At 36.9% G+C, this 24,262-nt stretch carries 8 protein-coding genes; 5 read left to right on the top strand and 3 right to left on the bottom strand.

Annotation, left to right across the window (positions count from 1 at the left end; genetic code table 11):
* Positions 1–13: 13 nt before the first annotated feature.
* Positions 14–1,429 (top strand): SGNH/GDSL hydrolase family protein, encoded by a 1,416-nt coding sequence (locus A1D18_RS02145; protein WP_071662182.1) that lies wholly within the window; start codon positions 14–16, stop codon positions 1,427–1,429.
* A gap of 121 nt (positions 1,430–1,550) precedes the next feature.
* Positions 1,551–2,309: a 4'-phosphopantetheinyl transferase family protein gene (locus A1D18_RS02150; protein WP_071662183.1), complete on the top strand. Its 759-nt coding sequence runs from the start codon at positions 1,551–1,553 to the stop codon at positions 2,307–2,309.
* Between the two features lie 28 nt (positions 2,310–2,337).
* Here the strand turns inward: A1D18_RS02150 and A1D18_RS02155 are convergent, their stop codons facing one another.
* Genes A1D18_RS02155 through A1D18_RS02165 form a run of 3 tightly spaced genes read right to left on the bottom strand, consistent with a single transcriptional unit; the run spans position 2,338 to position 17,115 of the window.
* Complete coding sequence (locus A1D18_RS02155; protein WP_071662184.1) at positions 2,338–7,926, bottom strand: beta-ketoacyl synthase N-terminal-like domain-containing protein; 5,589 nt, start codon at positions 7,924–7,926, stop codon at positions 2,338–2,340.
* On the bottom strand, positions 7,919–10,678 hold the full coding sequence (locus A1D18_RS02160) for an alpha/beta fold hydrolase (RefSeq protein WP_071662185.1): 2,760 nt from the start codon (positions 10,676–10,678) through the stop codon (positions 7,919–7,921). Before A1D18_RS02160 ends, A1D18_RS02155 begins: the two co-directional genes overlap by 8 nt.
* Entirely contained in the window at positions 10,678–17,115 is a 6,438-nt protein-coding gene (locus tag A1D18_RS02165) for an SDR family NAD(P)-dependent oxidoreductase (RefSeq protein ID WP_071662186.1), read from the bottom strand. Before A1D18_RS02165 ends, A1D18_RS02160 begins: the two co-directional genes overlap by 1 nt.
* A 281-nt stretch (positions 17,116–17,396) precedes the next feature.
* Between A1D18_RS02165 and A1D18_RS02170 the strand changes: the two genes are divergently transcribed.
* The 3 genes from A1D18_RS02170 to A1D18_RS02180 form a co-directional block, all read left to right on the top strand.
* Positions 17,397–22,658: an SDR family NAD(P)-dependent oxidoreductase gene (locus tag A1D18_RS02170; protein ID WP_071662187.1), complete on the top strand. Its 5,262-nt coding sequence runs from the start codon at positions 17,397–17,399 to the stop codon at positions 22,656–22,658.
* A gap of 9 nt (positions 22,659–22,667) precedes the next feature.
* Complete coding sequence (locus A1D18_RS02175; RefSeq protein ID WP_071662188.1) at positions 22,668–23,495, top strand: ACP S-malonyltransferase; 828 nt, start codon at positions 22,668–22,670, stop codon at positions 23,493–23,495.
* A gap of 58 nt (positions 23,496–23,553) precedes the next feature.
* Positions 23,554–24,262: NAD(P)-binding protein (locus tag A1D18_RS02180; protein ID WP_143750416.1), on the top strand; the 709-nt coding region annotated here is incomplete at its 3' end.

Consider the following 24,262-nt stretch of genomic DNA (forward strand, 5'->3'; position numbering starts at 1 on the left):
GAAGAAATAAAAAATGAAAAAAATAGTATTAATAGGGCTCCCTTTATTAACCAATCTTTATTTTTGCAGCACGGCTGCTCAGGAATTAAATACGCCAATTAAGTTACTCCCGCCCATCCACAAAATATATGTATTCGGCGATAGTTTATCAGATACGGGGAATCTTGAAGCAGCCACATTGTCCTTTTTACCCAATGCGAATAATTATTTTATGGGTAGATTTTCTGACGGTTATCTGTGGATTGATGATTTAGCAGAAAATTATCACACGACCGTCCAAGATAACCAATTTATCAAAAATTATGCCGTGGGAGGAGCCACGGCGTTTCCTTATGTCAATCAGGTTTCTATTTTTCATTGGGGCTATTATTTGGTAGGTTCTCTGGGTAACCAACTTTACCAATTTACTAAAACTTATCATAAATTTGAACCGGATGATTTAGTGATTGTATGGATAGGTGCGAACGATTTATTGTGGGCAGGGGACATGTATTTTTGTGGAAAACTGACCAAAGCGTGTATTGAAGGTCAGGTAGAGAAGCCTGATCAAACTATCATCGTTCAAAGGGCAGCCCATGTTGTACAAAGGCAAGTGCAAAAGATGGAAAAAGATGGGGCAAAACACATTATTTTAATAGGATTACCTGACTTCTCGATTGTTCCCCGATATATCTTTCAACAACCTGCAATAGCCGCTTTGAAAAAAGCCGATGTTAAATCTTATAATGACAAACTAAAAACTTTCGTGAAGGAAAATCAAGCGCAAGGTCATGCTATTCTCTTTTATGATTTAAACAAGCTTTTACAAGGGTTGATTCACAATAAAGCAGAGCAAGCTCAAGACAAAATTACCGATGTTGTTCATTCATGCTTGTATCGTAATCAGGAACCGCAGGCTATTTGGGAATCTATGGCACTGGATCGTTACAATCCTTTATCCATGTATGCGGTTATTCCTGTATTCAGAGACGCTTTATCGGGCCCCAATTATTATAGAAGCGGTGGTTTTAAAGAGTTTGTCGATAAAAAATGTGGTAATAGTTATTTATTTTGGGATACCTTACACCCTACCAAGAAAGGACATTTTATAATTTTTCAACATCTTTTAAACTATATACACAGTCATTTTAATCTAAGCCGAGCAAATACAGATATCGGTTTTTGTTATAATCTCCAAGTCACCAATAAAGGATGGTACGTATTAGATGTATCACAAAAAAATAATCCATGTGGTCCAAAAAATACTTATATGCTAAAGAATAGTGAAAAACTGGTGTCAGTAGAATACAATAAACCAGTAAAGTTTAAAGCGGTATTAGGTAAATCTATTACTTTTTTTCATTTGCCCACGCCTATTCAAGGTCTGGGAGCAAAAATAAAATGTACTGGCACAACGATTATAGATTTTAGTTGTAAACAAACCACTTAAGTTTTATTAAGTTAACTTACGCATTCTTTTTATTAGAGAGTGCGTCAGTGTTTAATTTATTCGGGTAGCCGAAAATGGAATCGAACCACCGACACCAATGTTTTTTAGCTTATGCAATAATATGAATCCGATTTTATGGAAAAAACCACCCGCCAAATTATCGATTTCGCGCTCAGAGTTACATGTTTGGCGAGTCCATCTGGATCAGGTTAAGGATCAACATAAATATCTTATCTCACTACTTTCGCCCGAAGAGATAAAGCGATCCGAACGATTTATTTTTGAGCGTGACAGTTATCGCTATCAAGTGACACATAGCATGAAACGCTTGATTCTAGGCAATTATTTAGATTGTGATGCACAATACTTACGTTTTGAAGTTGGAAATTATGGAAAACCATCACTCGCTAGCTTACAAAACGCATTGAATATTCAATTCAATCTATCTCACTCACATAATCTTATTCTTATAGCGGTAACACGAGCAGATTCGATAGGTATCGATATAGAATATTACAAAAAAAAACTATCGATAGAGAGTCTAGCTGAAATTATTTTTTCACCTCTCGAAAGGAAATTTTTTTCAGAATTGAAAAGCCAGCAAGAGAGAAAGAAGGTCTTTTTTCGTTGCTGGACCAGAAAAGAAGCTTACTTAAAAGCCATAGGAACTGGATTAACGCAGGATATTTCTAAAATTTCTGTGGATTTAAGCGAATTTTCAGTGCAAGATTGGTTACAGGTTCCGACGCTTAGCAAAACAGAGAATACCCAATGGAAACTTTTTACGTTGGATATGCGTAATGCTTACATGGTTGCGGTCGTTGCAACGGCTTTTCAATGTTATTTAACTGGTTTTGATTTAAATATATTACATGAATAACACAGTCATTCTCAGTAGGGTTTGAGTTTTATTTTTCAGTTATAGGTACCGGAATTTCAATTTTAAATTTGGCTGCTTTTACACCTAAATCAATGAATGATAACAGTGGAATATCATTAGGGTCGCAAACGAGTATATGGGTTCGAAAGGAAGATAGTTTTTTCGTATAGACTTGAACACTATTTAAAGATTCTATATTTAATCTCTCATTAAGAACCATTGATCCTAATGTAAACGGCATTAATCCCGCTTCGCTAGATTTAAGTGAAATAACCATGCCTGTTTGTAGTGCACAGTCTAATAAGCTGACAATGCTTCCTTGTGTGTTTAAAGAGAGTTTTGCTCGAGAAGTATTTTTATACACATCGACGTAGTCAATGCATTGAAAGTAGGGACCATAATCAATGCCTAATTCAGAAAAAGCATTATAGACTTGTAACGCAGAGTATCGGGTTAAAGGGTTAGATTTTAATGTGTGTTTTACCTCCTCTAACCATGATTTTGGCAAAACTAAAGAACTTTTTTCAATGAATTTACCGAATGAAAAGCTTGTTTCCTGTAAGTCCTTGAACTCAATTTGGTACCCCTCTTGTATGGGTTTTAATGTGATAGATAAAGATAAATTGACCTCATCCGCTTTGATAGTGATAGGCCTTATCCAATAAAAATTTTCTACAGCAGTTAATGGCGATTTAATGCCAGCGCGTTGAAGTACCATCATGGCGAATTCAATATGAGCAACCCCCGGTAATATCTTTTGTTTGAAAACACGATGATCCTCTAAAAACGGGTGGTTATTGGCTATAGTTAATCGGTACTCATGAGGACTTAATTTATGTAAACTAATATTTGTCAGTAAAGGTTTGACGGTAGTTTTATTGCTTAATAAATTTGTGTACCAGTAATTTTGCTCATCAAATGTATAAGGCGTTAAGCTGATACGTTGGAATGTGTTATCTGTGAATAAAGTTTTCCAATTAACAATTTCTTTATTGAGATAGGCCTGATAATAAGCGGCTAATTCGGGAAATTTAGTAAAATCAGTCAATTTCTTATCTTTTTTTTCTATTGTCGACAACTGTTTTTGTAATTCTTCGCGATTCGAAGCGATAAATGCTAAGCGATAATTCACAAAATGGTCACGTCCTATGGCTAAGGTATAGGCGATATCTTTTAAGCTAATTGACGGCGATAAGGAGTGTAAGTCTTCTATTAAGCTTAGAACCCGTGCTTTTAATGACTTCTCATTTTTTGCTGAAAGAATAATGAGTGATGCCTGTTCATCTTTTGGTGTTTCACTTTGTGAAGGGATCGATAAATTGGATACGACCACGTGAGCATTCGATCCTCCAAAGCCCATCGAACTTATTCCCGCTACCAATTCATCACCAACCCAAGCTTGGTTTTCGCTTAAAATTTCTAGAGAGGAAGCACTAAGATCGATAAGCGGGTTTAGTTTTTTAAAATGTAAGTTAGCTGGGAGTTGTCGATGACTCATAGCTAATATTATTTTTAGCAGTGATGCAAATCCAGCGGCCGCTTCCAGGTGACCGATATTTGTTTTTACTGCTCCGAGTTTTATCCGATTAGGATTATGAGTGAGAGCACTGTTTGCAAATGCTTTTAATGCATCAATTTCGATAGGATCCCCCAGTTTTGTGCCTGTGCCATGCGTTTCAATATAACTTAATTTATTAGCTAAGCTAGAATCGTAGGCTTCTAATAATAAGGCTAATTGTGCCTCTATATTTGGCGCACTAAGCGATTGTGCTTCTCCGCCATGGTTTTCTGCAACCGATTCAATGACTGCGTGAATGGTATCTCTATCTTTTTCAGCATCCGCTAGAGGTTTTAATAAGAACCCAATAACACCTTCCCCTCGAACATAGCCATCGGCTTCTTCCGAAAAGCTCGCACAACGGCTATGTTCGGATAAAAAATTACCGGCTTGCAGTGCTTCACTCAAATGATTATCCGCTATCAAATTAACCGCAGCAACAAATGCCATCTTATCGCGGGTTAAACAAAGTTGATCACAGGCTCGAATGAGTGCAGTCAGCGAGCCGCTGCAGGCGGTATCCAGCGTCATGGATAACCCATGCCAATTAAAATAATAAGATAAACGGTTAGCAAGTATGGCAGTGGAATTACCCGATAACGAATAAGGGTTTGCTTGCAGTGAGTCTTTAATTTGTGCGAGTAAATAATCCATGCCAGTAGCAGCGACAAAGCAGGAGATGGGAGAGGATCGCAACGCTTCGGCGGAATAACCCGCCTGTTCAAGTGTCTTCCAGGTACATTGTAATAACAAACGTTGCCTTGGATCCATTCTAGCGGATTCAAGCGGAGAGAGTTTAAAAAAACGTCTGTCAAAGCGTTCAATATTATCGATATAGCCTGCTTTATCAGTACTATTAAGCCAATTTCTATGGTGTGAGGAGACTCGATTTTCGTGGTTGATGAGTGAATGCCAAAATGATTTTGCATCCAGTCCACCAGGCATTAAACAGTCATAACCAATAATCGCTATTTTTTTCGACAAACGCTTTTTATGTGGTAAATGGCAGCTTGATCGTTCAATGTTATCTTGATTTTGCAATCGTTTAGCAATATCAGCGATATGGTTTGTTCTATAAAACTGATGTGCAGGAAAATCTACAGAAAATATTTGTTTTATCAACATCGATAAACGCGTAAAACTCAATGAATTGAAACCATAAGCAGTGAGTGATAGGCTCGTATCATCGATAAGTATATCGAAATGATCTTTAATAAGCTTGCACAAGCGGTTCACCTGACTATCACTCTGTGCGGGTGTGAATTGTTTTCTAGAAGAATGAACTTGTGGTTCCAGTTGCGATAAGGGCATATTGGCTAAAGCATTTTTTTCAATTTTACCACTGCGGGTCATAGGAAAGGCAGGGAGGTAGATTAAAGCGTGTGGGCACTTATAATCAGGTAACTGGAGTTTTAGTTGAGATAAGACGTGGTTATTATCAATTAAACGATATTCGCTGTTAGTATAAAAACAACATAGGTGTGTCTCGGGTTGTGCTCGCATGACTGTAACAACATCAATACCTGGTAAGATAGTTCTAACTTTTTCATTAATTTCATTGAGTTCTACCCGATGCCCTCTTATTTTAACTTGTTCATCCATTCGATTGAGGTATTGAATTTTATCTTGACCAAATGCAACAACTTTATCTCCCGTTAAATAAGCTTTTATCCCTGCTTTTGAGATAGTAAACGCGTTACTCTCACGGTTGCTATAGCCTTTTGCTACACACTCGCCGGTTATGAGTAATTGACCAGGCATACCTAAGGCAGGTGTTTTTCCTTCTTCATCGATAACATAAATTTCGCTATTGTCTACAACGGCACCAATACAAATAGGCTCATTTTTTTTTACTCTATTGACGGAAGCCCAAATAGTCGTTTCTGTAGGACCGTACATATTAAAAAGGGTATGCCCTTGATTTAAAAAATACTCTGTAAGAGAAAAGGGCAATGGTTCGCCGCCAATCCAGAGTATTAAGCGTTTTTTACTAAACCATTGATGGTTTTTTAAGAGTAGATAGCTTGATGGAGTAGCTTGAATAACCGTGATAAATTGCGTCTCTATTATTTTTGCTAACTCCGCCGCATTTTTTCTTAATTTTTCGCTAACGATATAAAGCGAAGCCCCACAAAAAAGAGGTAATAACAATTCTGCAATAGAAATGTCAAAACTAACAGGTGTCATCGCTAAGAGTGAATCAACTGCCGTTAAACCGGGTTTAAACGCCATGGATCTAAAAAAATTGAAAAGATTTTGATACGTGACCCTTACCCCTTTCGGTTTACCACTAGAGCCAGAAGTAAAAAGTGTATAGGCAATATCTTGTTTAGAAGTAGAATTAAAAGACTCATTGCTAAGTTTTTGTTGTGTTTTTAATTTTAAGATCGCATTGATATGGATTAATTGGTATTGACCCGTGTCATTCTTGATTCGATGTAATGTTTGGTCATCAACAATAATAAGTTTTAAATCGGTATCATGAATTATTTCATTAATAACAAAGTCAGGTAATTCGATGGCAAGAGGGATAAATAAGGTAGAAGAAAAAATACAAGATAGCATGGCGACAGGTAAATAATATTCGCGCGCCAGGTAAATGCCTATGCCTTTATCTCGTATTGTGCCATCAAATTTTTTTAATTCTTGATCAATACATTGCACAGCGCAGGCAATCTCATAGTAACTCATTTGATGTGTTTCAGATTGAATCGCTATTTTTGATGCATATTGTTCAGTTATTGTAAACAATTGTTCCGCGAGTGTTATTTTTGGCAGAGCAGTGATACGACCCACTGAGATAGGGGTTGCTTGAGTAGAAAATTTAAGTGAACTAATGTAATTATGAGTGTTTTGTGTGATGAAATCGATCGTTTTTTCAAAATTTTTAGCTAATTGATTGAATAATTCAATGGCAAACTCACCACGGTTTGATTCAAGTTGAATGACCATTTTTTTTTCATTAAAATTATAAACTAGTGAGAAGCATTTAAGGCTGCTTTGACTATTGATAGGGGTGACTGAAGAAGGTTTTCCTTTAATACGAGGGCTTTCTAATGGCAATAGACCCGGAGAATGATTGATAAGTACATTAAATAAATTGGGATGGTGATTGAGTTTTTCATCAAGCATTGAGATTAATTTAGAAAAGGAAATGCTTCCCGCTAAACGATGTTGTTTTCTCTGTGTTTTAATTTCCTCTAGCACGGTTAATACGCTGCTTTTTTTATTACAGGTAATAAATAACGGTAATAGGGTAAGATAACAGGCAATGGCTTGATGTGGCAGTCTCTGACTAGCGCAGTAAGAAAGCACTAAATTGTTCTCTGTAGTTTCTTCATTAGTCGAATAAACATGAATAAGTATGGCGACTGCCGCTGTGATCACTTGAAAGAGTGTAAATTTATGTTGCTCTGTGAACTTTTTTAAGCGTGAAAAACAAGCGGGGCTAATATTCCAACGTGTCGCTATAAACGCTTTATTAGTTATTTTTGGTAAAAAGGGGAGTGCTTGATAGACCGATTTATAGTTCAGTTGCTTCTGCCAGTAATTAATAGCATTTTTTTGATTTTCCTGTATCTGAAAATCGGAGTTAAAGTTTATTTGATTAAGCTTATTAGCAAATACACAGGATAAGGCTTTACAAAAATCAGAATAACAAGCCCCGTCAAAAATTAAATGGCTTAAATGAACAATAAGCGAACCACTTTTAGAATTTTTTTTCCACTCGAAGCAATACAATGGAATACTATGGATAGTAAAAAGTTTTTTTACAGGTTTAATAGGTTCTAAAATTAAGCTCACAGGATTTAACGAGGGATCTTGCCGCTGCTTTAATAAAATCAAATCTTTTTCAAAAAAACGATATGTAAATCCTGGGCAAATTTCGGTTAATAATAAATAAATGGCGGTTTGTAGTTCGTCTATTTTCATCGCAGCGGTGATATGAAACTGATATGACAAGGTATTGGATACTAAATTCCCCTCTTTTTTCATGCTATCAAAGATTAATTTTTCCGACTCACTGGCATGTAGAATTTCATGATTCAGTTTAGGCATAGGGTTTTTCGACCTTTAAGAGGAATGCTAATAAATCAGGATTAAATTGATGGGTTTCAGTAAGAGGAATAAAATGGCCGCTATCAACGTAGGGCTTAACTTTTGATCCTTTAATATAAGCGAGAAATTTATTTTGCTCTGTACTTAATAGGGGATCTTTTTCACCATAGACAATCAGTGTGGGTATATTGATCTTTTGCAAATCAAAAGCTGAAATATTTAGTTCCATCAACGACTGGTAGTAATAACTTAAAACACTCATTTCAGATTTTGCACCAATGTGTTTATCAATATCGTCTTGTGTTTGATAGACAATCGAAAGGAAATTTTGTAGGGATTGAAGTTCATTTTGTATCGCTATGGTTTTACCAAATAATTCACTATCGAAATAGGTTGCACTACTGACTAAAGTCATACTCTGCACCAAATCTGGTTTCGTTAATGCAAGCAGTAAACTGAGTATGCCGCCTAGAGACCAACCAATAAAATGTGCACGAAGCTTATTTTTATCGAGATAATGAATAATTTGATTAACGATATTTTGCAAGGAAAAGGGCTGATTAGGATCGAATACAGAAGGGTAGTGACCGGGATAGTGGGGAATATGTAACTGATAAGCTTGAGCATGTAATAAGGGAATTTGTCTTAACCAAGCGAGGTAATTCGTATTTAATGGTGGCAATAATATAATAGGTATACCAGGCTTCTGACTGACTACCCAACATAGCGCTGAGGGTGGTGATTCTTTTAAAGATAAGCCTAGTGAGTTTAAGTTTTTTTCACTAAAGGGGCTATAGGATATTATCGCCTTATTTTTTTTCAGACTATCAGCAAATTTTGCTAGCGAAGGAGCATTCCAGACGGATTCTATTTTGACATCAATATTTTTCTCACGTAATGCGTCAATAAGTTGAATCGCCGTTAATGAATCGATGCCTAATTCAAGCAGTGACTTATTTTCATCAATAGCAAGCTTTTCATAATGTAGTAAAGAAGAAAGTATAGATTTAATGACTTCTAAGATTGCTTCGAGCGGTTCATTTTTTTCATCGGGGAGGGTGAGCGAGTGAGTTATCCAATATTCCTCTTTTAAAAAAGGATAGCTAGGTAATACATGAGGGCTTAAGTGTAAAGATAACGTTGAGAGTTGCGTATTATCACCCTTTAACCATGCTTGGATAATAGCGTGAGCACTATTATCTTGTCCCTCTGCATAAAATTGAACGATTGATGATTGCAGAGAGATATTTTGCAAATTTAAAGTTAAGCTATGATGGTCTTTTGCATAGACCGCTATTCGATGTGAAAAATATTTCGGTTTTCTAATCAAGCGAGCACTCATATCAGCAAGCGAAATCTCAGTGGTTGTGATTAAGAAATCGCGTAGATGATTAATAATAATTTCAAGTTTTTCATTATTTTCAGCACTGAAAATAAAAAAATGTTCGAAAAGATGAGATGGGTTGACGGTTTTTTTATGGGGAAACTTTAGAATTAAGTGAGCGTTTGAGCCGGTAAAGCCAAATGCACTGATCCCCGCATAGTATTTATCGTCTGGCCATTTGACAGTGGTTTGATTAATCGTAAAAGGAGCAATCGAGGCATGCTCACTTGCTTTCTTGAATAAGGGGTTAGGTGGAATAAGTGCGTGTTGATAGCTGAGCAAAACTTTAATGAGGCTAGCTAGACCTGCGCATACTAATGTATGGCCGATAATAGTTTTTGAAGAGCCTAGATAACAGGATCCTTTGATGACTGTATCGCCTAAAGCGCCAGCTAATCCTCTAAGCTCAATTAAATCACCTAGTTTAGTCCCTGTTCCATGTGTTTCAATCATGGCTAAATCATTGAAGCTAAGCTCGCTTTGTAACGCCCGTTGTATGACAGATTGTTGTGAGCGTGAATTGGGCGCCATCAAACCATTACTTAAACCATCATGATTCCAGCACAATGACTCAATAAGACCATAGACATGGAGTTTTAATTCAATGGCTTGTTCGAGTTTCATGATGACAAGCATGACAGCGCCTTCAGAAGGAACAAATCCATCCGCGCTCTCATCAAATACAGCACAATGCTGATTCGCTGAAATCATATCTGCCTGGGATGCAAGTTGATGAAATTCAGACGTAGAAAAGAGTGTCGCTCCACCCACTAATGCGGCCTTGCATTCACCACTTTCGATAGATAAACGCGCAATATTTAATGCCGACAAACCAGAAGAACAGGCGGTATCTATGGTAATTGAAGGGCCATTAAAATCATAAAAATAGGAAAGACGTCCTGATAAAGCGGAAGGCGCGTTACCTAAAAAACTATAGGTATTGGAAGAGGCTTTTTTGTTTAATAGTAATAAATTCTTATAATCACTAGGAAGACTAGAAGTGAAAATACCGGTATTGATTGATTTTAATGTTTCAATGGATAGCCCGCTCGATTCAATGGCTTGCCAAGATACTTGCATTAACCATCGTTGTTGGGGATCCATACATAGGGCTTCGTAAGGGGATATATTAAAAAAAGCAGGATCAAAACATTTAATGTCAGTTAAAAATCCAGCTTTAGCCTCATACCCATCCTGCCATTTTCTTACTTGATTGGCGCATTCATTGCCTGTAGTTAAATTTTTCCAATAAGTATCTAGAGATTCAGAGCCAGGTAGTTTACATGCCATGCCAACAATGCAGGTTTTGTTTAAATCTTTTTCTGTCCAAGTGTCTAAAGTAGTGGGTTCTTTTGCTAATGCCGTCATTAAATGTTCTCCGTCAATTCAGCGATGTCATTTAATGCAACAGGTATCTCATCATCAAACCAATAAGGTTTAAGGTCAAAACAATATCCCGGTAGATGGTGTTTTTTTATAGAAGTATTTCCGTATAATTTAGACCAGTCTAATTGTTTACCTTGCAAATAAGCTTGCATTGCATCGTCTGCATTCATTTGAGAAGAGAAATCATTGGGTTTGAGCGTGGTATTCACAATACCGCTATAATGACTATTCGTTAGTGCCTCAATGAAGTCATTAAGATTATCGCTGACTACCGCCATGCGATGTCTAAAATGTTCTCGTGCTGTATTTAGCGTAAATGAAAGGGAGAGCAGTGAGTAGTTGCCCCCTTCTTTTTTTAAAAAAATGGCAAGTTGTTGCCGCATTTTAGCTAATGAATTTTCAGAAACTGCCGATAAAGTAAATAAATAGCGTTTAGTTTCTGTCAATTGATCAGATGTCGGCGTTGCTTCATAGCGCATCATGACTAAATGCGCATTGGAACCGCCAAAACCAAAAGAACTAATTCCTGCTACGAGGGGATGTTTACTCTGCCATGATTTATTTTCTGTTAGTAGTTCAAAGGGCGTATTTTCTAATTGAATGTAAGGGTTTTGCTGGTTAAAGTGGATATTTGCAGGTAAATTTTTGTTTTTTAATGCATAAATAACTTTCATTAATGCGGGAATACCCGCTGCGGGTTCTAAATGCCCTACATTGGTTTTAACGGCACCCAGCTGAATGGATCCTTTTTCAGCATCAGGATTAAGAATAGCAAAAGCTTGAGTTAATGCATCAATTTCAACAGGATCGCCCAGTTTGGTACCTGTACCATGTGTTTCAATATAACTCACTTGTCTCGCTAATGAGGGACTATACGCTTTAAGTAGTAATTGTTTTTGTGCTAAAGGTTTAGGTGCGGTCAGCGAGTTTGCTTTACCACCGTGATTTTCAGCAAAACTTTTTATTATCGCGTGGATAGGGTCATTTGCTTTTTTGGCATCTTTTAGCCGTTTAATCAAAAAGCATCCAACCCCTTCACCTCGGACATAACCATCGGCATTTTTGTCAAACGTAGCACATCGATAGTTAGGAGATAATATCCCCATACTGCTTGCAGCATCGGTCACGACAGAGTCAATGAGCAAGCTGACAGCACCTGCTAAAACCGCTTCACATTCACCATTTTTTAAAGCGATCAAGCCACGATTAATAGCAACTAAGGTGCTAGAACAGGCGGTATCAATCGTTTGACTGGGCCCATCAAAATTAAATAGATACGAAATACGATTTGCAAGCATCGCATGAGCGTTACCGGTCGCTGCATAAGCATGATTACTTCGTTGTTGTTGCTGCAATAGGCCTTGATAATCATTAAATTGAACACCCACAAATACACCGACATGGTGTAGTTGTGAGGGAGTATAAGCGGCATTTAATAAAGTATTATAAGCCGTTTGTAGAAATAATCGATGCTGAGGATCCATTAACGTGGCTTCGCGCTTAGAAATACCAAAAAATTTAGCATCAAAACCCCGTATATCGGCTAGCGTTGCTGCATAATAGTTTCCATTTTTCCAACGTTCTACTTTTCTAACCGCAGATTGATTGTTCAGTAGACTTTGCCAAAAGCTGGCTATATCAGGTCCTCCTGGTAATAAACCATCTAAACCAATAATGGCAAAATCATCCTCTGACTCACCATAAATAGAAGGGGTACTTAGTATGGATTCACGGTTAAGAGCAGTCTGTTTAATAGCAGAGTCTGATTTTTTGACAATATAGCCAGTGATTTTTTCTAAGCTGTTGTAAGTGAAGAATGCACTGGGTGCCATAACAATGTCAAAGTAATGGCGTATTTCGCTTGCCATTTCAGTTAACAATAGGGAATTAAAGCCTAAATCACTTATTTGCATCTTTAAATCTAAATTTTCAGCAGGCATTTTTGTTATTTTTGTTATGATCTGTTTTAATTTTTCAAGTACATTTTCTTTATCTAATGTGTGATTATCAGACGCTGAAGAAGTCACTGATTTATAAATTAAATTATCTTTTATCTTTTGATGGTTTCCTAGCAAGGGAATTATTTGTGAGGGGATCTGTTTATTTAACAAGCTATCAAATAAATGAACGCCTTCTTCTTTTTTCAATGGGCGTAATCCTGTGGTTTCAGTAATATAATCAACCGTCGCTTGATCAATGGCTAAGCCTTCAACTTGCCAGATAGGCCAATTAATTGAAATGCTAGTCCCTGATCGTAAACCGGTCTTAACCTGCTGGACTCTATTATTTGAAAATAAATCTAAAAAGGTATTACCGACACAGTAATCCGCTTGACCGACATTACCAAATACGCTTGATACAGAAGAAAAACAGATAAAAAAATCGAGTGCTAAATTTTTTGTTGCTTCATCAAGATGAATAGTTCCATCAATTTTGCTGCCTATGACGGCGTTAAAATCAGCAAAACTTTTTTTGTTGAAAAGACCATCGTTCAATACAGAAGTGCTTTGTATGACCCCATCTAAGCGCCCATGTGATTGTAGGATATGGGTAATGCATTGTTCGACTTTTGCAAGCTGGGTAATGTCAGTGACATAGTATTCAAGCTTTCCTTGCGACTTGCTTAATTGAGCAAACAGTTTCTGTTTGTGAGTGCTTAGGTTGGATCGGCCAATAATAATAACGGTTGCGTGATAATTTTTTAAAAGCATTTCGCTAATTAATAGACCGATAGCGCCTAGACCTCCTGCGAGCAAATAAATACCGCCTTTTTTAAGTAAGCTTATTGACGGATGTGTATCTACCCCATGAATTTCAGTGTACTGATGCTCATACCAGCTTTTTTCTGAAAAAATAGTGTGTTGATAAGGAATATCATTTTTTTTGAAGCAACCTTGAGTGTTTTCTATTAAGTCAGCTAATAAGTTATCGGATTCTATCAACAGCATATGGAAATTAGACTTCTCTAAAGAGATGACTCTGAACAAAGCTGAGAGTGATTTAAGGTGTGCAAGTTCGGCATTGCTACGATAGGGCGTGCAATGTTGGTAGTATAAGGTTTGATTTAAAGAATAAACAAATTGAGCGAACTCAAAATGTAATTTAAAAAATTGTTTTATATCGGGTTGGGTTTCGTAGGCGCATAGGTTAACAATAAAGACATTGAGCGAATCTATGCTGGCTATACGAGACCGTAATGTTTTTTCCCAATCGTTATTTTCATCCAATAGGATGCAGTGATGATGAGTGTTATTAAGTATCGCTTCGATAGTTGCTGTTTGACCCGCAAGACATAAATATATTTTTGGCGAATCCTGTTCAAGCGCTAAGGGAGTATGGCATTCGCTACGATTTGGCGTTAGCAATAGTGGGTTAATGTTTATGTTTTCCCTAATAGTCACAGGATCGGTTTTATCAAAAATTCCGATTGCCCAATAAGCTTGTTGATTAAATAGTTTGTTGGGTTTTGCTAATACTTTACGTTGATGTGACGGGGGCGGACTTTTTAAAATGACGTGAGCATTCGATCCTCCTGCACCAAAGGCACTAATTCCTGCATAAAGACAATTCTGTTCAGTTTTCCATTCACACAATTCTTTTTGTAGCTTTAAACGACTATTTTTTAAAGGTAACTGTGGATTTTCAATGCTACAAAAAAGAGAAGGGACTAATGTGCGGTAGTGCATTTGTAGAAGAACTTTTACAATAGAGGCTAAACCTGCCGCTGATTCTAAATGACCAATGTTACTTTTCAGTGAGCCTATACCACATCGTGTTTGCGTTTCTGTTCCATAGGCGGTATTCAAGCCTTCAATTTCAATCGGATCGCCTAACGAAGTTCCTGTGCCATGTGCTTCAACGTAGCTGATTTTATTCGCAGAAAGTTTGGCTTGTTCCAATGCGTTAGAAATGACGATGGCTTGGGATTGAGCAGAAGGAACGGTGAAAGCACTCCCGCGACCCACTGCATTTAATGCACTCCCTTTTATAACCCCATAAATCTTATCTTCATCAACGAGGGCTTGTTTGAATGGTTTGATGACTAATGCGATGGCACCTTCACCAGGGACATAGCCATCTGCGCCGATACCAAAACTATAGCAGCGACCGGTAGGGCTTAAAAATTTCCCCTCACTCAAGAATCGAAATTTACCCGGATGGCACATGATATTGACGCCACCTACTAAAGCGGCTTTGCATTCTTTTAAACGTAAACTATTAATGGCTAGGTGTAGTGCGCTTAAAGAACCAGAACACATGGTATCAACGGATAGGCTGGGCCCTTTAAAATCAAAGTAATGAGAAAGATGATTGGCTATTCCTGCAAAAGAGCTATTAATTAACTTTTGTTGAGACTCTAAAATTTGATAATGGCCATACATAGCCGCAATAAAGACACCGACGTTAGAGGTAAAATTCGAAAAAAAATCACAATCAGCGAGTGCCAAATAGCTTTGATGTAATAAACGGCGTGCTTGCGGATCCATTTTTTCTGCTTCGATCGGTAAAATTTTAAAAAACTGAGCATCAAACATCTCAGCGTGTGTGATGAATCCTCCATGTCTTGCATAATTAGCGCCAGATTTTTGTGGATCGTTAGTAAAGTAATTCCGCCAATTCCATCGAGAAAAAGGAATTTCTTGAATAGCGGATTGACCTTCCTTAAGGAGCTGCCACAACTCAATAATATTGTCTGCTTTAGGAAATTCTCCGGCCATACCAATAATAGCAATATCTTCTTCGCGATCCGTATCGTCGGTTATTAATGTTTCTGATAGCGAAGGTTGCAAGCTATTTTTTTTCTTACTTATGAAAGAATCCGTCATCTTGGTGGGTATTAAAACGTCGTTTAAAGCAGAATAATAATTTTCAATTAAAAATTGTGCGATAGCGCTTATCGTTCCATATTGAAATACTAAGGTTTTAGTAATGCTGATTTGATTCTCGCGATGAGAAAGTGATTGAGAAATGCGAACAGCGATATTAATCGCAATGATTGAGTCTACCCCTTTTTCTAAGAGATAGTCATGATTTTTTAAATCACGTAGCTTAGTACATTTTACGATGATTTCGTGAACCCATGCTTCAATTGATTTCAAGGATAGCGATTTAGAATCCGCTTGTGTTTTTAATGTTAAAGCTGTTTTTTTACTTGTTTGGTCAACAAGACTATAGGCTCCTTGGTATATAGCGGCTATTTCAACGTGCTGTGCTAATAGCTGGCACATCGATGCTAACGCTTTTTGAGGTAACATGGCTTCCAGCAAGGATGTGTTTTCCATTTGCATGCCTGACTCTGATTGCCAGAGTCCCCAATTGATGGAGTACCATTTGCTTAGCGTATTAGTTTTGTTGTTATGGCGGGTGATGGCGTTTAAAAAAGCGTTAGCTGCGGCATAATCGGTTTGACCTATATTGCCAATGATGCCGGAAAGAGAAGAGAATAATATCACCCAATCCAATTTAAAGTCTTTGGCTAATTGTTCTATGACTAAAGTACCACCGACTTTTGGTGTTAATGTTTTTACATAAGTTTCTATTTTTTTTGATCTAAACAAACTATCGTTGAGCGTTCCGGCAAGATGGAAGATTCCGGTAATTTTTCCGTAGTTTTTTTCTAGGTAAGTCGCTATTTCTTTCATTGCAACAAAGTCGCTGCAATCTACTTTAAAGTAAGCTTTAGCGCCGGTTATTTTTAGCTGTTTAGAAAAGACAGGATCTAATTCACGTCGTCCGGTTAAAAAAACTCGACAGCTAAATTCATTTTTTAAATACGTCGCTAAGATTTGTCCTAAAGCACCATTTCCACCGGTTATAATCACATTTCCTTGAAGAAAGGGAGGATGAATGGGTTCTAATGCGATACTAGACCATTGTGTGTAAACTAATTGATTTTGTTGTAATTTAAATTGCTTATAGCCGTGCGAGAAACACGTCTCAAAATAAGTAGGGAAGTTTTGCCAGAAACTATTATCAATCTCTAAGTGACAATACTGAAACGTCGGGACTTCTTGTGTTAGAGATAATGCGCTGCCATGAAATAAACTAGCGGCCATATTATCGGAAGATGAAACTAATAATAGCCGACAAGCAAATGATTGTAAGATTTCGAGTAATTGATAATTAAATTTTGCGGCAGATAGCCATGTGTTTTGATTCAAGGTTTGCTCTTTGTAAGCAAAGATTATATTTTTTCCAAGCGAAGAAAGAAAATTTTTTAAAGCAATATGCAGGCTTTCCCTAGAGAAGACATCCGTATCATTGACATAAAAACGAGTTAAAGTCGGTGTTGCTTTTTTAGATTGGTTATAGAGATTTTCATCATTGGTAAAAAAAAATGTGGCTGAAAAAGGTGGAGGTGTTATTAAATCACAAGGAGTGAATCGTTCACCTAAAATATTATTAATTAAATGTTCCATTTTTAATTATTACTCATGCTAAACAGGATGCACTCAGAGCAATTGGATTTTTGGCAAGGCGCTGTGAAAATGAGCAACCGGAGTGTATTGCAAGATACATGAGGATTGCGAGTTGATCGGCAACGCAGACAAAAATTCAAGTGCGAAGAGTATATAATTAATTTTAATAATACAGGGACAATTAGTTCACATCAACTGCTTAAATACTTTAATAAAAGGATGACAGGTTCTACAAGACTGTGATTTAATAATACAAATAATGGACAAAAAATTAAATCAAAATGGACAATGTAACTGATAATTTAATACTGAACTTTGAGTGTTCAGATAAGATCATTTTCACGCCTAAATGGACCGCTTATTCTTTTTCTTCAGATAAGAAATCTGTCAATAAAGAATTAATTTTTATTATTCCTCGAGATCAGTTTCATCTAAAAGATCGGCTTTCCACAATATTACCTAATGCGGTTATTTTTTTATTAGCGAATGAATCATCGATTTTAGATATTTCACAGCATATCGACAAAACGGAAGCAGTTCATGTTTTCTTTGCTTGCCAAACCAGTTGGCACCAAGGGATCGATGAAACCGCTTATCGTTTGTTTCTTGCCTTGATACAAAAATTGGCTAATAAACGAGTCGCATTGCATTTTGATATTGTCGCAACTAGCGCACTTTATAATCCCTATAGGAGTCATGTGGTACATCCTTTTGATGGTATCTATATTGGCTTTGCTCAAACCATGCAAAAAGAGTTGCTACACTGGACCATTAGAGTATTTAATTTAGATCATTTTAATCAAGAAAACCTTAATAGAATTCTTTATCAAACGTTTGAAAAAAGTGTAACTGGACCTATTCATATCGTTAATAATAAATACTATATCAGTGGTTTAGAGGCATTTACATTCCAACCCAATTTAGCGCAAAAAGATTTTAAAGAAAAAGGGACCTACCTGATTATCGGTGGAAATGGGGGCATTGGTTCTGCGTTAGCAGATTATCTTATACAACGTTACCATGCCCATCTCATTTTAGTGGGTCGGTCTGAACCTAGTCCAGAGCAAAAGGTACGTTACAAAGATCATTCAGTTATTTTTGAAACAGTAGACATTTGCTCGTCACCTTGCGTAGATAAACTTTTTTCTCGACATTCTACTATTAATGGCATTATCCATTCTGCTTTAGTACTCGATGATGCTTCTATTTTGACAATGACAGAATCGCAATTAATTAAGGTTATTGCGCCTAAAGTGCAAGGTACTTTTAATTTGATGAATGCCATTCGTTTTCGACAACTTGATTTTGTTTTATTTTTTTCGTCGATCCAATCTTTTATCGCGAATTCAGGTCAGGCCAATTACACAGCGGCTTGTGTTTGCAAAGATGCCATGGCGCATTTATTAAATGATGCATTTTTAGTAAATAGTAAAATAATTAATTGGGGGTTTTGGGGAAGTGTAGGTATTGTTGCGGATGATTTTTATCGTAACCGTATGAAAGAACTTGAAATTGCTTCCATTGAAGTTCAAGAAGGAATGCGTATTATCGAAAGCTTTTTGCAAAGTGATGTTCGTCAAATCTCGGTTGTGAAGGGTTCGCGTGCCGCCTTACAGCGTTTAGGGATTGAATTGAGTGATGAACATCTTCAAAGCCATTTTCTGTTGGATACAAAATCAAACCATGATAATACGTCGCAATTTATCTCCTCAGTAGTAAATAAATATAATCCGACTAATGCGGATGTCATACGTAATAAAAACTCAATAAAAGCGCTGGATAATTATACTAAATACCGATTGCAACAATTGGTGTTACCCGAACAGGTTATTCCGCGCTATAAACCATTGCAAGCGGCTATTTCAATAATGGATTCAGCCTATTCGCCTCCTATAACATCCGTCTTAGCTTCCTATCCTGAACTGAAACCGCATATTGCACTGCTTGAAAAGTGTTTAGCTCATTTACCGCGAATACTCACAGGGGAGCAAGATGCTTTATCCATTCTATTTCCTGGCGGGAGCTTTGAGCTCGTAGAGCCTATTTATCGTAATAATCCGGTTGCGGATTATTATAATGTTCAAGTTGCGGAGACAGTGCTTAATTATATTCGTGAAAAAATAAAGTTAAGCGATAAAACGATCAGAATATTAGAAGTAGGTGCAGGCACAGGCAGTACGAGTCAAATCGTCATACCCACCATTGCTGACTATAAGGTCAGTTATTATTACACCGATCTATCAGCAGCCTTCTTAAATAAGGCGATGCGTCGCTTTTCTAATTATAATTTTATTAATTATGAAATTTATAATGTTGAAGAACCTTATAAAGAAAGTAACTATTTTGATATTATCATTGCGACAAACGTTATTCATGCGACTCGTGATATCCATAAGACCATCACTAATCTTTATCATGCCTTACGTAGTAAAGGTATTCTTATTTTAAATGAAATTACGGAATGTCAAGATTTTGCGACGCTAACTTTTGGTCTCACAGAAGGTTGGTGGTTAAGTCATGATCCCTTTCGAATCCCCAATAGTCCATTACTGACTATAAAGACATGGCAAGAAGTTTTAACTTCTTGTTGCTTTGATGAGCTTGCAACACACGGCGATAACGGACAGCATATTATTGTAGGTTATGTCGATAAAAAAAATATAAAAACAGATCATGATATCGCTTATTCACTCTTAAGCAACGTAAATAAACCGCTTACCAACAAACATCAAACTATCGATCAGCATCCAATTAAAACCTGGTTAAAAGAATTAATCTCTACGGTTATGTTGCTACCAACCAATGAAATTGAAGATGATTTGCCGTTTAATCAATATGGTATTGATTCGTTGATTGCCATTGAGCTGATTACACCGATGAGTAAAAAATTTGGTTATGTCCCAGCGACGTTATTATTCGAATACCCAACTATTAACCTATTAGCGGATTATTTATCCCAGATTAAAATTGAGTCAACGAGCAATGAAGCTAAAACCTCTGAAGCTTTGGATAAGGTACAAGTCACGGCTACAAACAAAATGATTGATGAGGGAAAGCATGCGTTTTTAAAGGACGATGTAGCCATAATAGGAATTTCTGGGCAATTTCCTATGGCGAGAGATTGTGACACTTTGTGGTCTTTACTGAAAGAAGGAAAATGCACTTTTACAGACGTACCGAAAGAACGCTGGCATGAATCGTTAAGTGATAAATGCTATACCCAAGTGGGTGCATTTCTTGAGGATATCAATGCGTTTGATCATGCATTTTTTAATATTACGCCCATTGAAGCAGAGCGTATGGATCCCCAAGAGCGGTTATTTTTACAAACCGTTTATCATGCCATTCAAGATGCCGGTTTATCACTAGAATCTTTATCTGGAAAAGAAGTCGGTTGTTATGTTGGTGTCATGAATCACGGGTATTCGTGGTTTTCATTGCTCGATAAAACACAAGGGAACCCTAGTTCATTGTTTTGGTCTATTGCCAATCGAGCCTCTTATGTATTTAACTGGAATGGTCCCAGTTTTGCAGTCGATAGCGCCTGTTCTTCATCGCTTACTGCATTGCATACCGCAATATTAGGTTTAAAAAATAGTGACTGTGAAATAGCTGTCGTGGGAGGAGTTAATTTAATTGTGCATCCGCGGCAATATGAAGATTTATGTCAGCTACATATGTTATCACCTCGTGGACAGTGTGAACCTTTTGCAGCAAGTAGTGATGGCATGGTGGATGGAGAAGGTATTGTTTCTATCGTTATCAAGCGGTATCAAGATGCGATAGCTCACCAAGATAAAATTTATGGCGTCATACGGGGTTCCGCTGTAAACGCGGGTGGCAAAGCAAATGGTTATACGGCTCCCAATCCAGATGCGCAAGCGACAATGATTCAAAAAGCGTTACGACGCGCTAAGCTTGAGGAAAGTGATATTGGCTATATCGAAGCGCATGGTACGGGGACAGTATTAGGTGATTCCATTGAAATTCGTGGTTTGACAAAAGCGTTTTCTAAGCTTAAAAAACAATCTATTCCGATAGGATCGCTGAAAGGTAATTTAGGTCATTTAGAATCAGCGGCAGGGTTGGCAGCGGTTGTTAAAGTATTACTTCAATTTAAAAATAAAATGCTTGTGCCGAGTATTGCGTGTGCTAACGAAAATCCTCATCTTCAATTAAGTGATAGTCCTGTTTATGTCAACAAATCGCTAACAACCTGGCCAGAAACCTTACCGATGCGAGCGTGTGTGAGTTCATTCGGTGCAGGCGGGGCTAATGCACATGTCATCATCGAAGCGTGCGATGCTATAAATACGATACAAGAAGAAGAATCTTATTATTTATTCCCACTCTCAGCGCATAGCATGAAGTCATTGCAAACACAAATTAATGATTTACGGCAATTTGTTTTAACGACTCAGGCGAGTATAGCTCAAATCAGTTACGGTTATTGTAATGTGCGCAGCCAACTGAAGTATCGTACAGGTTTCATAGCGAAGGACAAAGCCAGCTTAATTTCAAATTTAAATGTCAGTCTACAGCAACTCTATAATGATCGTACACGCTTTGAGACTATAGATTGTAATGAGGTGTTGAATGAATTTTTACATCGTCAGCGAAGCGATCTATCTTTAGCAAAGCGATTAATGAATGCTTATGTTGCTGGAAATTCTATTCCTTTTGATAAACTTTTTACCAATAGAATGATTGCAACTATTCCAAACTATGCTTTTGACACACATCGGCATTGGGTTGACGCTAAAGAATCGGGTTTTAATCGTCACGAAAGTATTGTTAGCCAGCATACTATTTTAGGCCAACCTATGGCCCCCGCTGCTTTTTCAATTACAAAATTGCTTGAAACTAGCAGTGCGAATGTTTTACAATCCGTCACATGGAAAAATATCATTTTAGATATAAATAAATTTGAATTATCGATAACTGATTCTAGTTTTCAATTGAAAGATAAACGAGTCGCTACGAAAATTTATTGTGAAGGCCTGTTAAGCAAAGAAATACTGAATGATTATAGAGTTAATAGTCACTATGACAATCAAAGCAGATTTATGACGAATCGAGAGATATATCAATACTTCCATGAAATGGGTTATGACTATGGAAATTACTTTCAAGCGATTAAATGGGCCTATGTGAGTCAAGATAATATTTATTCTTTAATTGAAGTCAATCAAGATTGGAACTACAAATTATCACCCGTTATTATTGATGCGGGGTTGCAAAGCGCGATTTTATCTAGGAAACCATCGCACGACAAAAATAATACGATCATGGTGCCTTATTATATTGAAAAGATCATTATTTTTCGCTTTCCTGAAAATGAACCTATTTATTGTCTCTGTAAACCTAAAAAACAGATGAGTGATCTCAGTTTTATCTTTGATATTGAGCTCAGTGATGTTTATGGACGGATTCTCATTCAATTGCTAGGAGTGACTTCTGTGCAGACGTCAATCAATAATTTTATGAATAAGCTTAGCGATACAACGTCTATGATGGAAGCACAAATCTATGAGCTTAATTAGGATGTATTGATGCGTATTTACATGTTTCCAGGCCAAGGTTCACAAGCAAAAGGAATGGGAAAATCAGTATTTGGACGTTTTCCAGAACAGTGTGATAGTGCTTCTAAGCTATTAGGATATGATATCGTTGATCTATGCTTGAATGATAGCAATAATCAACTTAACCAGACTTACTATACTCAGCCAGCGCTTTATTTTGTTTCGGCACTCACTTTTCTTTCTGAAGATGATAAACCGGATTGTTTATTGGGACATAGTCTAGGTTTGTATGCTGCACTGATGGCCGCAGGTGTATTTTCACTTGAAGAAGGTTTAGAAATCGTGCTTAAAAGAGCGAAATTGATGTCGGAAGCCAATAACGGTTCTATGATGGCTGTGATGGGCGATGATCTTATCAAGTTTGAAGATGAATTAATAAAACTAGAATTTTATGATATTGATATTGCGAACTATAATTCTGACAATCAAATCGTTTTAAGCGGAAGTCAAGCGCGACTGATTGAACTGCAGCCGCTTTTAGAAAATTTATCCTATAAAGCTGTTTTATTACCGGTTAGTGGGGCTTTTCATTCGCGTTATATGAGACCTGCTTCAGTTGCATTCTTAGATTATTTATCTAAAAAAACATTTAATGACTTTCAATTGCAAGTTATCTCCTCAATTAATGGTGAGGTATTAACAACGAGTCATTTAATCGAGGAATTAGCTTATCAGTTGATATTGCCGGTGCGATGGCAGCCTGTAGTTTCCTATCTTAAGAAAAAATGGCAATCAATAGAATTTAAAGAGATAGGTCCCGGGGCTGTACTTCATAGACTAAACAATCAAATAAACTAATAAATAGACTCACAGACAAAAATTTAATTGCGAAAAATATAATCAAAGGATTTGAAGCGTGAAAAAAATTGCGATTATTGGTGGCGGTGCTGCCGGCAGTGCTGCTGCCTGGATTTTAAATAAAAAATATGATGTCACACTTTATGAAGCAGGTTCTTATCTGGGTGGGCATGCTTATACGCATGAATTAACGATTGATGGTGAAAAGATATCAGTTGATATGGGTGTTGAATATTACCATGAGCGTTTATCGCCAAATTTTTCAGCGTTATTGAAATACTTTAATCTTGAAAGCTATATCGCACCACTTTCGTTTAGAGCATTTAATCCTCTCGAACCTAATACCGATTACTGGAGTAATAATCATTGTGGCGGAAAGCTCAAAAGTAAATTGTATGATGAAATGAATCGTTTTCACTTAGACATGATTGAAGTCATAAACGATAAGCAATCTAAAGAAATGAGTATGAAAGATTTTTTAGATAGTCGAGGATATTCCAATGAATTTAGAGAAAAAGCATTATTGGCGTTAATGAGTACTTTTTCAGGGTGTAAGAAAGTATCGCTTGATTATTCATTAACCTATTTTGCTTTATCTTTTAATATGAATTTACTTTCTTTTTTTACGCCTTCCCACTGGCGGAAGCTAAAAGGTGGAATTCACGTTTATTTAAAAAATATTCAGCAAAGCCTGAAGGGGAAAGTTTTCCTAAATACTAAAGTGACTTCAGTTGAAAAAATGCCGAACGGTATCAAGGTTACGCTAG

It is taken from the genome of Candidatus Rickettsiella isopodorum, from assembly GCF_001881495.1.
Taxonomy (GTDB): Bacteria; Pseudomonadota; Gammaproteobacteria; order Diplorickettsiales; family Diplorickettsiaceae; genus Aquirickettsiella; species Aquirickettsiella isopodorum.

What these genes read in the sequence shown, in the direction of transcription:
- A1D18_RS02145 (WP_071662182.1), top strand. Translation starts at nt 14, where the DNA reads ATGAAAAAAATAGTATTAATAGGGCTCCCTTTATTAACCAATCTTTAT.
- A1D18_RS02150 (WP_071662183.1), top strand. Translation starts at nt 1,551, where the DNA reads ATGAATCCGATTTTATGGAAAAAACCACCCGCCAAATTATCGATTTCG.
- A1D18_RS02155 (WP_071662184.1), bottom strand. Translation starts at nt 7,926, where the DNA reads ATGCCTAAACTGAATCATGAAATTCTACATGCCAGTGAGTCGGAAAAA.
- A1D18_RS02160 (WP_071662185.1), bottom strand. Translation starts at nt 10,678, where the DNA reads ATGACGGCATTAGCAAAAGAACCCACTACTTTAGACACTTGGACAGAA.
- A1D18_RS02165 (WP_071662186.1), bottom strand. Translation starts at nt 17,115, where the DNA reads ATGGAACATTTAATTAATAATATTTTAGGTGAACGATTCACTCCTTGT.
- A1D18_RS02170 (WP_071662187.1), top strand. Translation starts at nt 17,397, where the DNA reads ATGGACAATGTAACTGATAATTTAATACTGAACTTTGAGTGTTCAGAT.
- A1D18_RS02175 (WP_071662188.1), top strand. Translation starts at nt 22,668, where the DNA reads ATGCGTATTTACATGTTTCCAGGCCAAGGTTCACAAGCAAAAGGAATG.